Genomic DNA, 15995 nt, shown 5'->3' on the forward strand with positions numbered 1-15995 from the left:
GCGTAGACCATTCTTCAACAAGTCGTTGGCAAAGCTCATTTTTATCGATGAGACTTCCACCAATACCAAGCTGACGAAGCGCTCGGGATGGTCCCTGCGCGGACAGCGCTATCGCACCCACGCCCCCTTCGGCTCCTGGTCATCCCAGACTTTTATTGCTGGTCTGCGATCCTGGGGCATGGTCGCACCCTGGATTGTCGACAGGCCGATGAACGGCCACATCTTTGAAACCTGGATCGAGACCCAACTCGCTCCAACGCTCACGACGGGCGATGTCGTCATTCTCGACAACGTCGCCTTCCACAAGAGCCAACGGGCGGAGGAACTGGTCAAGGCTAAGGGAGCTTGGCTTCTGTTTCTACCGCCATATTCGCCAGACTTGAATCCTATTGAAATGGCCTTTTCAAAGATCAAGACACTCTTGCGAAAGCGCGCCGCCCGTAGCTTCCATGCCATATCCGATGCCCTCGGCGAAATCGTCGATCTCTTCTCCGTCACAGAATGCAGAAACTACTTCAAAGCTGCAGGATATGAGGCCGATTAAACGAGACACGCTTTAGTAAGCGCCGGAAAAGCGTCGACACCTATCTCCTCCAATGTCTTCTGGTCAGTCGGAGACTTCGAAATTCTGTCTAGAAGAATAGTTGCGAGGACCTTGTCATCCAAAACGTCGGCCAAGGCAGCCAGAAACGCTGGAAGTTCTGAAAGGAACTCGTGACCGTTTACTGGAAGCCGATTTGGTAGAAGCGGTATGCCCACCGCCGCACAGTAAGCTTCCCAGCAGATGCCTCCACCCGGCTCGACTGCATTTTGCAATGCGATGTGATTGTGGACCAGCTCGCCGACGGTGCGGCGTCCGATCGACGGGAGTTGCAGCAGCGTTGCCGTATCGCGGTTGCGAATATCTGAGAGGGTCCGGATACCGGCCTCCTCAAGTACCTTCGTTTTGGTTCCCAGATGGAGAACGCCGATTGGCAACTCATCAATGTCTCTACCGTATGCCTCTAGTGCAACTGCCTGGTCCACCGGGCACTCCCTCAATACACACGCTGCCAACCACGGAGACGAATTCGAACGGGCGCTGACGGCTCAGCCTCAGCTACTTGGTCAGGCTTACGAACCGATATGTTGTACCGCCCCGTTCCTGGGATGCCCGACAGCACCAGCGTATCGCCCGCTGCCGCTCCTGCAGACCGAAAAAAACCGGTCATATGAGTAATCCTGAATTCATCCCGTGTTCCGCCCGGGTCGTGAAGGTTGTTGTTGTAATGTATGTACCGGAAGCGCCAGACCTCGCCTGCGTCATCCTTCATCTCAAGCCACGCGTCTGGGTTCTTGATGGAGGGGTCCAAAGGAGGCAAGAATGAGAGAAGGTCAGTTTGTGATTTGGGAATATGAACCCCTGCCTGGTGCGCGCCGGTCTCGCCGGTGTCGTTGGCAGTGAGTCCTTTCTCGTAAGTCTGCATCGTCGTTATACTTCCTTTTCCGGTCTTATCGTCAGGGCGCGCTGCAGATCCTCGGCATCGCGCGTTAACACCGGCACAGCTTCGTTGCCGATCTCCCGGCGCCAGGCTGATCGGTCGATCATGACCCTCTCTACGGTGTTCTCGTAAAACAGTCGGTAGATACGTACTGGCTCTGTCTGACCCCGGCGGTGAGCGCGGGCACTTGCTTGCGCTTCAAGCGCAGGGTTCCATGCCTGGGTGTAATGAATGACAATTGTGGCCGCCGTAATGTTGAGGCCGGCGCCGGCTGCCTTTGGATTGAGGAAGAGGCAGGCAGGTCCAGAGTGCGCCGTAAATGCGTCGACAATAGCTTGCCGGTCTTCTTGGGGAGTCGCTCCGTTGATGGCATTCCAGAATGCGTCAGGAAATCGATCCCCGGCCGCTTCGCGAATTATATCACCGCAACGGTTGAAAATGGCGAACACCAGCACCTTCTGGCCTGAGCGGAAAGCTTCGTCAAGGATGGCAACCGTACGCTCGATCTTGGGCGTAACGAGCGGCAACCCCGGTTGTTTGAGGCAAGTTGCATCATCGTTGGCATCTGTCTGGCAGTCCTTGCCCTGTAGCCACGGATGGGCGCAAAATAATTGGAGTTGGCCGGTTGCAACAAGAGCACCGGCGACAGGATACTTCTGTAACGTGTCCGCGAGAACCGCGTCGTAAAGCAACGACAGTTCATGGCCCAGCTCAAGTGGCAGATCGATATCGATGCGTTCAGGCAAATCGTTTGCAACGTCTCTCACCTTGCGGCACAGGACGACAGGATCTGTTAGGTGCGCCAGTCGGCGAGCCGAATCCTCCGCGTCAGGGAATTGTGCCTCAAAACCCGTCCGGCTGCCAAGCAAGCCAGGAATTGCGAGATCAACCAGGGACCAAAGATTGAGCAGAGAAGTCTCGACCGGCGTACCCGTCATCGGAATCATCCGCCGCCTCGGAATGGTTGCGATCGCCTTGCGGCGGGCAGAGTCAGGGTTTTTAAGCGCTTGCGCCTCGTCGCAAACGACCCAGCTCCAATTCATACCAGAGAAAATGGCTATGTCGTTGACGACTGTGTCGTAAGTTGCGAGCACGATCTGAGCTCGCTGCAAGCCCCTCGTCGTACCCGCACGATGAGGTCCCCGATGGATTAGCACCGACAATTCAGGACCAAACTTCAGGATCTCCTTACGCCAGTTAGCAATCAGACTTGTCGGGCAGATGATGAGCGCGGGCTCACTATTGGAAGGCCCGTTACCAAGCAATAGCGCAATTATCTGGATGGTCTTCCCGAGGCCCATCTCATCTGCAAGAATGATACCGCCCGTATGACCTATCGTCCGGGCCATCCATTCGACGCCCTGAGCCTGGTAACGGAAAAGAGTTGCTTTGAGGCCAGGGACCTGCGTTTCATCGCCCAGCTCTGCGGCAGCACTGATGGCGGGCTGAAAAACATCTGCATCAGAAGAGACGGGAATATCCGGATTTTCTATCCGCAAGAGGCGGATGACGTCGGCGAAAGCGAGATCCTGGGCGTCAGCACCGCCAAGCATTCGGTGCATCAGTTGCGGAGCGTCCCGGGGAATCGGGCGGATCGTTGCACCATCATCAATCCAGTTGTTATCCGGGCCGGCCACGTACCAGATTGCCTTCTCGCCCCGGACGGTTCGGGTACCTGCGAGCATAGCGACGAACCGCCCGTCCAAGCGACGCACGCGGATCTCTGCTTCCAGAAGGCGGCCGGACAGTTCTCTTCCCGAAGGGGGATGCAGGGCGAGTTCCCTGAAATCAGAGGGGAGGTCCGAAGATAGATCAATCATGATACATAGCCCGCAGTTCGTCGGGGCTCCATGGTAGCGGGCGCCTGGTGTGCGCAGCCCGATGGCAATTAGGGCAAAGCGGTATAAGATCCGTAGATGGATCGTAGACACGCGGTTCGCCTAGCAAAGATATTGGCTGGATGTGATGAACTTCGATAATCGAGCCCACACCGGGATAATGGCATTCTGAGTCGAACCCGCAGACCTGGCAGTGCTCACCATGAATTCGAAGCGCGAGCAGTCGGTTGCGCGGATTCCGTTCGCGACGCCTAACGGTCGCGATCGAAAGCTCGCCTTCGACCTCTCCGGTCGGTGGAACCTGCTCCTCAACAGAATCATAGCCGTAAAGCTCAGCCATTGCGGCCAGGATTGGAATAACCAGTTCCCGGCACGTTACAGCGAGCACATCCTCTTCGAAACGTCCCGCAATATTTCGCTTCTCGGCGGAAAGCGAAAAACTCCCGTCGTGTATGCGCCACGTCTCCAGCGAGTGGTCAGCCGAGAAGCGGACATCGGCGCGATCGGCGATGGATGCCACCAGAGCGCGGGCCAGTTGCACCTCCTCGGCGTCGGCGCGGTTCATCTGGCCGATGGTGTCTGCTGCAAAGTTACCGAAGGTTAGTATTGCCCGAAACCTGTTCAGACCAACGGGTCGCAAGGTCACAATTGGGCTATGCGAGCGTGGAAGATCAGCGAACCATAGCCGCAATCCGGTTTGCATACCGGAACGGTCCTCCTCAAGACCGATCGCCGCCCCGGTCCCCTCCTCGACTTCGCGCAGAATGAACGACTGCTTTGCCGCCAGCATCTCAGCCCTCGTCGTCTTCACCGCCGTTCAGTTCATTATCGTCAGGGACAGGAACATCACGCAAAAGCTTTCTCAGATTGGTCGAAATTTCGTTCCGGATATCTTCGAAAATCGGCTCGAGCTCTTCATTGCTATTGTTGTTTTCAGCAACCGCAAATGCCCAGAGCAGAAGGTCCATGCCTTCGACAGCATAACCACTGTTTGCCGCTCTCTGATAGATTTTGAGATAGAAATCATGATGCTTGTTGATGCGAACGCCAGAAACAAAGCCCGTATCCCCCTCGCTTCGCACCGCCGGCTCCCAAAGATCACCAGAGGTTATAGTCTCTACAGCATCAACGTGAATACTGCCCGGTCGAACGTTAGTCTCAACCGGAACGCGCAGCTTGATTCCAGAACCGCGATTGTTCGAGACAGTTGCGGTTTTCTTCGAAGGGTCAACAGATTCGACGCTCGGTTTTGTGGTCGCTGGCGTGTTACCGATGGCTTTGTTTGCGCTGCCATGATCGACTCCACGTTCAACTGCTGCCTTTCGTTCAGTTCGACGATAGCGGTTGCCCGCTTCACGGTAGACGGGTTGCAAAAGCTTCTTCAGTGCGTCTTCAAGCGCCGGGTCGAAAAGAATTTTCGACTTCTTCACATCAACCTTGAATGCCTCATCCAGCTTGTGCGTAAAATCAAACTCTATTCTCAAAAGTGAGTAGTGCGGCTCAATCACGCCAAAAACGCCCAGCCATCCGCCCTGTTGAATGACGCGCCCTTCACGGTAGATGTAGAAACCCTGGCCCCTATTGGTGATGTTCGCAATCTTCTGCTCATCTCTGGTCATATCCCTACGATGCGGCAGGATCCATGCCTTGATGTGTGCGGTTTCAACGCTGCCGTCCTCAAGCTCGATCTCAAGATGTTGCTGCCTCTCCGACAGAACCTGGTCCGACTTCTCTGGGTAGAACGGATTCCAAGCCTTAACGGCCTGACCGTTCACTGAAACCGAAACGTTGCGCTCACGGCCATCGTCGGCGTCGAGGAAACGATGATAGATCAGAGAGACGTGCTCCATCAGACGCTCACCCAGACGTCTGACCGCAGCCTGTTCGCGCGCACCGCCCGGATCGTCGTATTCCTTAGCTAGCAACCGATCGCACTTGGACCATACGACTAGTGTACCTTTTTCTCCGCAAAGCTCCTCAAATATGTCGTATTCGTCGGCAGTAATCGGCTCGCGCAACATCTCCCACTGGTTTTGACTTTCGACGTGCTCGAGATCCCAGGACAGTTTGGCAAATTCGGCATCCGGCCCGGTTCGCGAGATCACTGTAAATTTTATACAAACCGAACTCGAAGCTGTCTTCAACCCAAGGCCAAACTTTCCTAAGCTTGCAAGATTGGCGCGGACGGGCGCACCATAGCGCATAGCCGAAAACAATCGTTCGCCGCTCATGCCGTCGCCGTTGTCACCGAAATACACAAACTTTCGGCCATCTTCGGCAAGCTCGATCCTCACGTTGATCTCACTAGCATGCGCAGCGATGGAGTTGTCAATAATGTCTGCGGCTGCGGTGTTGAAGCTGTAGCCGGTGTCCCGGAGGCCATAAATCAGACGCGGCGCATCAGGCTGGTTTATAAGGTCATTCACGGAACAGGCCCCCTCAGTCACACGCCCGCGGAAATCACAGGGTTTTCTCAGGATCATATATACTTAGCTTGCGCGTACCAAAACAAGAGGCATGTCGTGATGGTTGTACAGAGTACCGCTGTTTTTCTGCTGTCAGGTTCAACAGCGAGCAGTCAATATGGATTTATAGGCATTATCATAATGCACCTCCTGCCGACATGTATAATCTTTCGAGATCTGCTAGTAACAACTGACCAAGATTTCGATATAATTTCAGCCAGAAGTGGAACCGCTTTTGCTCAGATCCTACGTCTGAGACGCTCGACCGGATTGAAGAGGACGTGCCAGCAGGGTATGGTCACGAGCGAATTTCTGGACGTCGGTTTCGCCAAATGCCGTTGAAAAGCACTGCAGCGTCTTGCCAGCCGGGGGAACTGTTCGTCAGCCCTACAGCCGAAGTCTCCGACAAACCCAGCGTCGGTCGCCTGACCAGAAAAATGCTGTTTCCACCCGCTCTTCATTTCTTGCTGCATTGCGCCACGCGACAAACCGCGGGGGCTGGTTGATGGAATGACAGCAACGATCGACCTTGGGCTGACAACCGCAGTTCCGGCGCACTCGACAATATACGCTGACACTTAGCTAAACAAAGCCCGAACGAGCTGTGAAAATCCACTTCAACACAATCGCCGGGCGAGTTAAATCAGATTACTCTCGCGAAAATACTGAATCCGATTCGCTTTTTTTGATCGGATGGGGTTCCTCTTTACTCTGCGCCGAACGATGAGTGAATGTTGAATGACAAGCGATGGCTGCCAAGACGATCTTGATCTACAACCGCTAACCTTGACACAAAAAGATGAAACACCGCTATTCAGACCGACCGAGTTAGTCGACGAGCTAAGGGCGTTGCTACGAAAGCCGCGTGGCGGGCTTGCCAAAGCGAAAGGGGACATTTCAAGCGCGGCCTTGGTCTATATAATGCGCAACTTGCGGCCTGTTCGTGAAGAAACTTGGTATCTCGAGCTTTGGGAAGAACTTGTGAGCCGAACGAAAAGCCTCTCGCTCAGACGAGCCTCGGGCTTGTCGAAGCAACAGGCTAGCGACGTAGCACAAGAGGTATGCGACTGGCTCCGCGAGCTTATTTTTTCCGGGACTAATAAAGCCGATGCGCTCGAAGCCTTTTTCGGAACTTCTGTTTTCCGGAAGATCGTCGATGAGGTCAGAAAAGTAAAGTTTCGGAAAAGTGTCGAACTTAACGAAACCGACTTCGAAGTGGGAGAGCGGTCAGCGCGGGATTGGATAGACGCCGCTGGACACAGAAACGCAGGGCATTCCATGCCACGCGCCGAAGCGGCCGCGCGTGTGGCTGCAGTGATGGCAAAGTTGACCGAGCGGGAGAGAGCCGCTGTCATTGCGGTCTACGTAGAAGGCCTTCAGCAGAAATCGAACGATCCGAACGAGACGACCGCCGCCAAGAAACTCAACGTCAGCTCCCGAAGGATCGGTGAGCTTTTGGCAAACGCCCGGAAAAGAGCCTCGGGAGACGAGGAATAGAGATGAGCGATAAATCCAAACAACTGGAAGACATCCTGATCGTACTGATGGACAAGGAGGACTTGGTCGACGATGATATCGTGGCCATGATCGAGCTCCATCCGCAGCATCGGGAAGGCATTCTGCAGTTTTACGAAGACTGGCTTACGGCGGATGACGGACGTGATGGCCCGCGCCACGACAGTTATTACGTGCCCGACATATCCCATTTGTGGACGCCAAAGGGCTCAGGCGGAGTTGAGAATCCATTTGAGCATTTGTCTCCTGCCGAGCTCAAGGGGATTGCAAACCGTTGCGAACTCTCTCTTTCACTGATGACCGCGTTAGAGGAGCGGGCAATCCGGGCATCAACGATACCTCTCCTGTTGGTTCGCCAGCTTGCTAAAGAGGCCAAGTCTACTGTGAAGGAAATACTGAGGTTCCTCGACCAGGATCAAATGACGCTTGCTTCGGATTTCCGATCGGACCATGCCCCCGTTAAGCGGGACAAGATCAGCTTCTCGGAGGCTGTCGAAGCATCATCCCTTTCCGAAGACTCCAAACGCCATTGGCGAAATCTTTCGGAATGACGACATGGAGAATATCAATTCGGTCCGACGCGCTGCGAACGAATTAAGACGCAAAGTCGACCCGGGACTTACGGAGATCGCCGCGGGCGACATAGTCCAGCTTGCCCTTTCCGACCAGAATCTATCGATTGAAAAGGTAGCGCCCAGTGACACAAACCTCATGGGTGGTATTGGGGTCCTCAAGCGTCGCTATCTGGCAATATACGTGGCAAACGATCTCGACCCAAGCTTCGAGGCCGAGGTAATCGCCCACGAGATTGCTCATTTCGTTTTACACCTTGAGGCCGAAATCAAAATGGAGCGCGGCTACAGTGCGCCAGGCGCCGGCGATCCGTTGCAACGTGTCGAAGCCTATAGCAAAAAGGAGCGGCGGGAAGCCCAAGCGAATGCCTTCGCCCGCGAGTTCCTTCTACCGCGTGCGCTCGCGAGACGGCTTTTCCACGAAGGGAAACGGGCCAAGGAAATTGCCACGAGCCTCGGGATAAGACTTGAGACGGTCTATCAACAGCTGGCCGACTCCCTACTGCTGCCGGAGGCTACCGAGAAGTCGCCCAAAGCACCCCGGTCTCCGGAGCCACTTGACGGCTCCCAAGAGGAGGCAGCCCATCACCTTGGATCACCTTACCTCCTCGAGGCAGGACCCGGAACCGGGAAAACCAAAACCATGGTCGAGCGCATCGTATGGCTGCTTGCCCAGGAACACGCCAAAGCCGATGACATACTGGCGCTGACATTTTCCAACAAAGCAGCGGAGGAGCTTGCCGACCGGGTCGAGCATGCCGTCGGAGCCAGTGCGGTCAACATCTGGAGCGGAACGTTTCATTCATTTGGTCTTGAACTCCTGCGCAAACACCACACCCGTTTCAATCTTACACCCGACCCGAAGTTGGTCGACACGAGCGAGGCGATAAACCTGCTGGAAGAGACACTTCCCGCTCTGCCGATCGTCCACATGCAGAACCTGTTCGACCCAGCTTTGGCTTTGAGAGATATCCTGCGCTCGATTTCCAGGGCGAAGGACGAACTGATCGGACCGGACGAATACGAAGTCCTTGCCGAAAACATGATGCGCGATGCGGACCGCGCCGATGCCGATGCTGTCAAGGCGGCTGCCAAGTGTTGCGAAGTAGCCCTTGTTTACAAGCACTATCAGGCTACCCTCGATGCGATGCGGGCAGTCGACTACGGTGACCTCATCCGACTTCCCGCCGTCAGGATGAGAGCCGACGAAGAATTCCGTCGTCAGCTCTCGGACAGGTACAAATGGGTTCACGTCGACGAATACCAGGATATCAACCGCGCAAGCGCGATGTTGGTAAAGGGCATCGTCGGTGACGGAAACCGCCTCTGGGTTGTCGGAGACGCCAGACAGTCTATCTACAGGTTTCGCGGAGCGTCGAGTCGTAACATGGCGCGCTTCCGTAGGGACTATCCCAGCGGCGAACTGGGGCAGTTGAGGGTAAACTACCGATCCACTGATCCGATCCTTTCTCATGTCAAAGCTTTCGGAAACCAGATGATCGTGTCTTCATACTCCCTTCCGCTCGATATAAGCGCCAATAGAACCGAAGCCTGTGGAACGCCGGAGATATTCGTTGGAACCGATCCCCAAGACGAGATCGACGTGCTAGCAGGAAACATACGCGAACTCGAAAAGGCGGGTGTTTCACTAAGGAGCCAGGCCGTAGTCGCCCGTACCAACGGCATACTCGCCGAGGTGGCGGCGGAACTCGAGGCACGTGCGGTGCCTGTGCTGTATCTGGGACCGCTTTTCGAGCGACCCGAAGTGCGGGACATGCTGTCCTTGCTGTCGCTGATTGTCCAAGACGGCTCAACGTTGTTCAGGGTGGGTACCTTTCCCGAGTACGGCGTCGCGCCCATCGAGCTGTCGCGAGTCATCGAGGAAGCCAAGTCTCGCCAGCTAACGGTTAAAATGCTCCTTGACCAGATACCGACCCTTGCTGGTGTCACCCCTGATACCATCCGCCGCCTTGCCCTTCTGGCAAACCATCTGGATGGGTTTGGCCGCGGCACGACGCCCTGGCTGGCTTTGATGGAATACCTGTTCGACCGAAGCGACTATGTCAGAACGGTTCTCGCAGGCCAAAGCCCTTCTGACGATCTTCGCCGCGTTGCGGTACGCCAGCTGATAGAGGCCCTTAGGACGATGCCGCTTGTGGGTGGCAAGTTGCCGATTGTCCGCGGCCTCGAACGTGTAAGGCATCTCGTGTTGTTATCGGACGATCGCGAACTGCGGCGTCTACCGGACGAAATGCAGGACGTGGATGGCGTCCAGTTGATGACGATCCATGCGAGCAAAGGTCTGGAATTCGAAGCCGTGCACCTGCCTAGGCTCAAGCGCGGGTCTGTCCCTGCACCCAACCGTGCGGACGCATGTCCGCCGCCTGTCGGCATGGTCAGCGAGAACCCTGAAACGAATGCTCACGATGCCGAAGAGGAGTGCCTGTTTTTCGTGGCGATGTCGCGCGCGAAGACACACCTCAAGCTCTATCGACCAGCTAGATCGGGAGGCAAAAATTCAAATCCCTCGATATTCGTAGAGGGACTATCGATCCAGAGCGGAAGACAGACCTCGCCGATAGCCCGTCTCTTCCCCGCTCCGACGCTGGAACCGATCATCGAATTTGGCTTTCCCGAGGGGTTGTATGCCGCAGACATCGAATCTTTCGATCAGTGCGGCAGGCGCTTCTTCTATGATAAGGTCGCCAAACTCGGCGGCTCAGTCGACAGGTCCGCTTATTTGCAGGCTCATGGATGTATTCTAGCGGTCGTCGCAGCGGCGCGCTCCGCCCATATTCCATTGACGATCGATGTCATGCGCGAGGTCTTCGAAACCGCCTGGAATTCGACGAAACTCGTCGGTCACCCTTTCGAGGCACCGTACCGAGCCCTTGTCGACAGGATGATGGGCAATCTTCTTCCGGTTCTTGCCTCCGTCTCGAAGGCAACTCCGTTCGCGCTCGTGTTGGCCAACCGTCAGATCACCGTCTTTCCAGATTTCGTAAAGGGTGACGCAGGCTCGCGCGAGTTCTTGACAGTCCGGTCAGGTAAACGTTCCACGACGGAGCATGACAAAATCGCACACACGCTCCTGCTCGAAGCCGCGCACGTCAATTTCGGCCATGGTTTTTCGTTCGAGACATTCCATGTGATGGACGGAAGCGCCGGACAAATCGAGCAGACAGCGGCCAAGCGAGCCAACCGGCTCGCGACGGCGCAAAAGGCGATCCGGTCCATCGAAGAGGGTCTTTTCCCGGCTAAAAGAAGTGACTTCCTGTGCCCGCGCTGCAGGCACTTCTTCATCTGCCCAGCCCCCAAAGGCAAGTTTTGAAAAAAGTTTACGACAAGGGTTCCTCTTTTCGCGGGCCCCTTCGATTGACCCTGTGAGACCGACGCAATCAGGCCAAGGTCCACAGGAAACAACAAACTATGTCTCTTATCGAAAATCCCGACATCGACGATGTCGCACTCGCCGTGCAGGAAGATCGTCCCCTGCGCCCAGGTCGCTACCGGGTCTCGCTCGCTATCGACAGCGTCGATTTCCACCCGCTTATCCTCGACGATCCGGTTCCGCTCGGCCGACAGATCCTGAAAAAGGCCGGTATTAACGACGTCGACGGCCACTCGTTGTTCCTGATCACTTCGGAAGGCGACTTCGAAGATGTCCGGGCTGACGAGGAGGTCGATCTTCGCGGCCGTGCTGCCTTTTGTTTCATCACCTTCAGCACAGACCCGCTCTACCGCGTCAAGATCAATGAGGCGCGCATCGTGTGGGGCCGTTCGTCCATCCCTGAAGCCGTGCTGCGGGCGCTCGCCGGCATTACCGACGATGAGGCGGTATTCCTGGAGGTGCGTGGCGGCAAAGATAAGCTGATTGAACGGGGCAGCGATGCGAATCTCGCCGCTCACGGCGTTGAGAAGTTCATCACTGCGCCCAACAAGGTCACCTACACGTTCTTCGTCAACGGGAAGCCTTTTGAGACCGATAAGAAGAAGCTCACCGGCGCACAGATCAAGGCGATGGTACCTGACTGGGATCCGCAGCATGACCTGTCGCTGGAAGGTGAGGGCGACGACCCGGACCGCATCATCGCCGATGATGAGGTTGTGAGCCTCGTTCCTAAGCATGGCGTCCGCCGCTTCTCGTCGGTCCCCAAGGCAAATTTCGGCTGATGCCCGGCGTTCTTGACATGCAGCTGGAGCAGCTGCGGGAGCGCTTCGGCGAGGTTCAGACCCGGCAGTTGCCGAGCGGCACCAAGCTCGTCACCGTGCCCGACCTCCGCCTGCCGGAGGGGTGGTCGAAGTCGTCGACCACCATCCGCTTCATCGTCCCGCCTGGATATCCATTTGCGCAGCTCGACTGCTTCTGGGCGGATCCTGATCTTCTTCTAGCACATGGAGGCCCGCCACAGAATTCGGCGTCAAATCCTGTCCCGGAGACCGTCGAGCCAGCACTGTGGTTCTCGTGGCATCTCACAGGACCATGGAACCCCAACCGCGACACGCTATCAACCTGGATGAACGTGATTATTGATCGTATGAGGCAGGCCCAATGAGTGGTGTTCGCTTTCCTTCGCCTTTATATTCCAACCTGGCGTCGACGTTGCTCAACGCCAATGGTCTGGAGAGTTGCGCAATCGCATATGCCCATCATGATGCGCGTAGCGACACATGGATTGTCGTTGACGCCAGCATGGTGCCAGAAGACGCATATGAGCACCGCACCTGCGTATCTGCTGTCCTGAAATCGTCCTTCCTTATCGAGGTAGCAAACCGCAGCCGGGTCACCGGCATGACCGTCGTCGCGATCCACACACATCCCGCCAGTACCGGCCATCCACGTTTCTCGAGGGTCGACGATGCGGGCGAAACGGAACTGGGTTCATATTTTACGCGCCGAGCCGCTCCAGTGCCGCATGTCGCGCTGGTGATCGGGCCAGAGGGTTGTCGCGCACGGCTTCTCGGAAACGATGATGAGATTGATGTGTGGGAAGTGGGCGAAAGTCTCTTGCTCCATTCGCCCATGCACGGCGTCTCCGATCAGGAACGCGACGATCGGCAGGTCCGGGCATTCGGAGCGCCGGGGCAACGGCTGCTGCGCCGCCTCCATTTCGGCGTGATCGGTGCGGGTGGGACGGGATCGCTCGAGTGTCAGCAACTTGCCCATCTCGGCGCCACGCGGATCACGGTGATCGATCCCGATCTGGTCGAGGAGACGAACCTAAACCGCCTCGTCGGCTCCATCCCCTCGGACGTCGGCCGGCCGAAGGTCGAGGTGGCGGCCAGGATGGTCCGTGCCATTAACCCTGATGTCACGGTGGTTCCGCTTCAAGCTGACATCGTTGACCAGGAAGTAGCTAAGCTCATCGCGGGCTTCGACTTCATGCTGCTGTGCACGGATTCCCACGCGAGCCGGGCGGTCGTCAACCAGGCCGCCTATCAGTATTTGGTGCCCGTGATCGATATGGGCGTCAGCATCACTGTCGCGTACGGAGCCGTCAGTCACATCACGGGACGCGTGCAGATGCTTGCCCCCGGACTGCCTTGCCTGACCTGCTCGGGCGCGCTCGATGGCGAAGCGATCCGGCGGGAGATGCAGACGCTAGAGCAGCGTGCGGCGGACCCCTATGTCCACGGCGTGCACGAACCCCAACCCGCGGTTCTGTCGATCAACTCTACCGTGAGTTCGCTCGCGATGACCATGCTTCTCGGGGCGGCAACGTCGGTTCCGGTCAAGCCGCGTTATCAGGTTTATGACGGCATTCGCGGCCGAGTAAAGGAAATGGCTGTCGCTGTGCAGCCGAATTGCGTAGCCTGCTCGTCCATGGGCGCGTTGGCAAAAGGCCCAACGTGGAAACTACCGGTCCGGCCGAAACGTCATAATAGGAGCGATAAATGACAGAACCCGCTCGAATGGTCCGAATGGTCCGAATGGTCGGCGATGCCGAGTACCGAGATCAAGCTGAAACAGCCCTCCGCGCGCCCGGTGACACATGCATGGTATTTCGCTCGCGGCCCAGATCGATCATTATGTCGTGCCCGGATGGATGCGGCGAAACCCTGGTGATCAACCTAGATCGTCGCGCCGACAAGGCATGGCGCTTTGACATGCGTGGAGAAGGACTTACCCTCTTTCCCTCGGTATGGCGCGAAGGAGGGTGCGAAAGCCACTTCATCGTTTGGCGTGGCCACATTCTGTGGTGCGACCGATTTGAAGGGGAGAATCGCGAACCGCCTTACAATCCTGAGATCGAGACGGCCGTTCTTGGCGCAATGGACGAGATTCAGCCGCGCAACGCCGTGGAACTGGCCGATGCAATCAATGAGCTTGTCTGGGACGTCAATCGCGCAGCACGCCAGCTCGTAGGTCTGGGTCTTGCGCGTTCATGGAAGATCAAAGGAATGTGGGTGTTCGTGCGAGGGCGTAACGATTCCTCCTAACTCGGACCAAATCAGTACAACAGCAGAAGGCGCGAAGCGTGATTTATATCGCTTAAACAAGCCCCCATGCGCGAAACCTCCCCCTTCCGGTCATTTCGCGCAGATTGAGCTCTTCGACGAGGCGAAGGGCGGCGCGGGGCGTGATGTCGAGTTCTGCCGCTATCATGCCGGCCGAAACCAAAGGCCTCGCCAACACCAGATCTATCAGACCGGGAAGATTTGACGAGGCACGGCGTCCCGTAAGGCGACGCTCCATCATCTGGCGTGCCAGCAGCAGTCGGTCATGTTCTTTAAAACCGAGTTCGATCCCGGCCATCAGCCCCTCGAGACTGGCGGTAATCCTCATTTCAAAATTGCGATGCCGCCGCCGGTCGACGCGGATAGTTTTCAGGCCGATATTAAAGGCCAGCAGATGCGCTTTCGAGGTCAGACCTTCGCGCCGTAGCAGCGATGCCGCCAGCAAGCGGCCAAGCCACGGCGCCCGCTGCAACACCGCGAGCTCGTTCCAGGCATCGAGCGCCAGGACGGCTTGTAACACCGGCGGCAGATCGCCGATCGAACGCAACAGGGTTCGCCATTCGTCGAGCCGTTCGTCCTCATCCCATTCGGGATCGCGGATCAGCGGGTCAGCCTCCGGCTTCGGCAACCGCTGCGGCTGTCTCGCTTTGACGAGAACGGTTTCGGACCGTGCCAGAACCGCGTCGATGGCGTCGAGATCGATGCCGGGCGGCTCGAGCCCGTCCTCCCAACGATTGTTTCTCCCCTCCCCGTTCCGATCCTGCCGATCAACCGCCCCGTCATACACCGCGGCGTTTTCGCTTTCCGCGACGATACCGCCATCCCCAGGAGATGCTGCAGGCCACGCCTGCCCCGCGTGCCGCAGACGGCGCAAACCGTCTGGGCTCAGCGCCCAGTCCGGTGCTTGCGCGGCAATGCGCCGTCGGGTCTGCAGCACGTCGCGGGCAATGGTGAGCGCATGACTGGGTGAGCGGATATCGCGCGCTGCCTCATGCAGGACGAGATCTTCCATTTCGACCAGTTCGCCATCGAGCCACAACGACGCGCAGGCATCGGCAAAATGCAACCGCTCGATCAAGCCTTGGCCGACCGGCGAGTGGGCAAGGCGTTCATCGAGACGTGCCAAGGCTTCACTGGCGCGCGCCAGCGGCTGCAGCAAGGCCGTCAGAGGCAAATGGTCGGGATCGTAACGCATTGAAAACATGGTAAACAAATTCTCAAACGGACACCAGGTATTATTTACTGTCCGGCACTGGTGATGCTGTTGGGTTGGGCCATTAACATATGATAAGTATAGGTTATCGGACTCTAGCCATCTATAGCATAAATCTCGCCATTTTGGTCGCAGATTGCTATGTTGACCGACAAGACAATGAGGAAAAGGCGATGTCCGAACAGCAACTGTCCGTGCGCAGCTCCAAAGCACGCGATCTGGCCCGTTCTCTGGCCAGACACACCGGCCAGCCCATCAACAAGCTCGTTGAGAGGGCGCTGGAGCGTTACGATCAGGAACTGCGACAGCAACAGGCACTCACGCCGTAACTGGAGCAGATTTGGTGGCAAGAGGGATTCCCGTTTTCCGTAAATCATGATTCACTCCCTTTATGACGAAGCGGCGCCTTCCCACGGTCGAGCATGCAGATACGTTGTCGCTGAAAGCGCTGC

15 protein-coding genes are annotated in these 15995 nt (G+C 56.8%); 9 read left to right on the forward strand and 6 right to left on the reverse strand.

The window, feature by feature from the left end; all coding sequences use genetic code 11:
* The first annotated feature begins 25 nt into the window (after window positions 1-25).
* On the forward strand, window positions 26-544 hold the full coding sequence (locus tag ACYSN1_RS20765; RefSeq protein ID WP_461727404.1) for an IS630 family transposase: 519 nt from the start codon (window positions 26-28) through the stop codon (window positions 542-544).
* Here ACYSN1_RS20765 and ACYSN1_RS20770 read toward each other — a convergent pair.
* Genes ACYSN1_RS20770 through ACYSN1_RS20790 form a run of 5 tightly spaced genes read right to left on the reverse strand, consistent with a single transcriptional unit; the run spans window position 541 to window position 5745 of the window.
* Complete coding sequence (locus tag ACYSN1_RS20770; RefSeq protein ID WP_461727405.1) at window positions 541-1026, reverse strand: hypothetical protein; 486 nt, start codon at window positions 1024-1026, stop codon at window positions 541-543. The two genes, ACYSN1_RS20765 and ACYSN1_RS20770, sit on opposite strands and share 4 nt — an antisense overlap.
* Before the next feature lie 11 nt (window positions 1027-1037).
* On the reverse strand, window positions 1038-1466 hold the full coding sequence (locus ACYSN1_RS20775) for an EcoRII N-terminal effector-binding domain-containing protein (protein ID WP_461727406.1): 429 nt from the start codon (window positions 1464-1466) through the stop codon (window positions 1038-1040).
* 5 nt (window positions 1467-1471) lie between these two features.
* Window positions 1472-3301 carry a DEAD/DEAH box helicase gene (locus tag ACYSN1_RS20780; RefSeq protein ID WP_461727407.1) on the reverse strand — a complete coding sequence of 610 codons (1830 nt, stop codon included), beginning with the start codon at window positions 3299-3301 and terminating at the stop codon, window positions 1472-1474.
* Window positions 3294-4109 (reverse strand): HNH endonuclease, encoded by an 816-nt coding sequence (locus ACYSN1_RS20785; protein ID WP_461727408.1) that lies wholly within the window; start codon window positions 4107-4109, stop codon window positions 3294-3296. Before ACYSN1_RS20785 ends, ACYSN1_RS20780 begins: the two co-directional genes overlap by 8 nt.
* Before the next feature lies 1 nt (window position 4110).
* Window positions 4111-5745, reverse strand: a complete 1635-nt coding sequence (locus ACYSN1_RS20790; protein ID WP_461727409.1) for an ATP-binding protein — start codon at window positions 5743-5745, stop codon at window positions 4111-4113.
* Between the two features lie 777 nt (window positions 5746-6522).
* Here ACYSN1_RS20790 and ACYSN1_RS20795 point away from each other — a divergent pair.
* From ACYSN1_RS20795 to ACYSN1_RS20825, 7 genes are all read left to right on the forward strand, one after another.
* Complete coding sequence (locus ACYSN1_RS20795; RefSeq protein WP_461727410.1) at window positions 6523-7281, forward strand: sigma-70 RNA polymerase sigma factor region 4 domain-containing protein; 759 nt, start codon at window positions 6523-6525, stop codon at window positions 7279-7281.
* Window positions 7282-7283: 2 nt separating this feature from the next.
* Window positions 7284-7850 carry a hypothetical protein gene (locus ACYSN1_RS20800; RefSeq protein WP_461727411.1) on the forward strand — a complete coding sequence of 189 codons (567 nt, stop codon included), beginning with the start codon at window positions 7284-7286 and terminating at the stop codon, window positions 7848-7850.
* Window positions 7851-7854: 4 nt separating this feature from the next.
* Window positions 7855-11202 carry a UvrD-helicase domain-containing protein gene (locus tag ACYSN1_RS20805; RefSeq protein WP_461727412.1) on the forward strand — a complete coding sequence of 1116 codons (3348 nt, stop codon included), beginning with the start codon at window positions 7855-7857 and terminating at the stop codon, window positions 11200-11202.
* A 98-nt stretch (window positions 11203-11300) separates the two neighbouring features.
* Window positions 11301-12044 carry a multiubiquitin domain-containing protein gene (locus ACYSN1_RS20810; RefSeq protein WP_461727413.1) on the forward strand — a complete coding sequence of 248 codons (744 nt, stop codon included), beginning with the start codon at window positions 11301-11303 and terminating at the stop codon, window positions 12042-12044.
* 17 nt (window positions 12045-12061) lie between these two features.
* Window positions 12062-12427, forward strand: a complete 366-nt coding sequence (locus ACYSN1_RS20815) for an E2/UBC family protein (RefSeq protein WP_461727414.1) — start codon at window positions 12062-12064, stop codon at window positions 12425-12427.
* Window positions 12424-13770 carry a HesA/MoeB/ThiF family protein gene (locus ACYSN1_RS20820; protein WP_461727415.1) on the forward strand — a complete coding sequence of 449 codons (1347 nt, stop codon included), beginning with the start codon at window positions 12424-12426 and terminating at the stop codon, window positions 13768-13770. The genes ACYSN1_RS20815 and ACYSN1_RS20820 overlap by 4 nt, the downstream gene beginning before the upstream one ends.
* A 131-nt stretch (window positions 13771-13901) precedes the next feature.
* Window positions 13902-14312, forward strand: coding sequence for a DUF6527 family protein (locus tag ACYSN1_RS20825; protein WP_461727422.1), 411 nt, complete (start codon window positions 13902-13904; stop codon window positions 14310-14312).
* Window positions 14313-14364: 52 nt separating this feature from the next.
* Here ACYSN1_RS20825 and ACYSN1_RS20830 read toward each other — a convergent pair whose 3' ends face one another.
* Complete coding sequence (locus ACYSN1_RS20830; RefSeq protein ID WP_461727416.1) at window positions 14365-15534, reverse strand: RHE_PE00001 family protein; 1170 nt, start codon at window positions 15532-15534, stop codon at window positions 14365-14367.
* Between the two features lie 182 nt (window positions 15535-15716).
* Between ACYSN1_RS20830 and ACYSN1_RS20835 the strand changes: the two genes are divergently transcribed.
* Complete coding sequence (locus ACYSN1_RS20835) at window positions 15717-15872, forward strand: type II toxin-antitoxin system VapB family antitoxin (protein ID WP_461727417.1); 156 nt, start codon at window positions 15717-15719, stop codon at window positions 15870-15872.
* The last annotated feature ends 123 nt before the right edge of the window (window positions 15873-15995 follow it).

The organism is Brucella sp. LJL56, assembly GCF_054871705.1.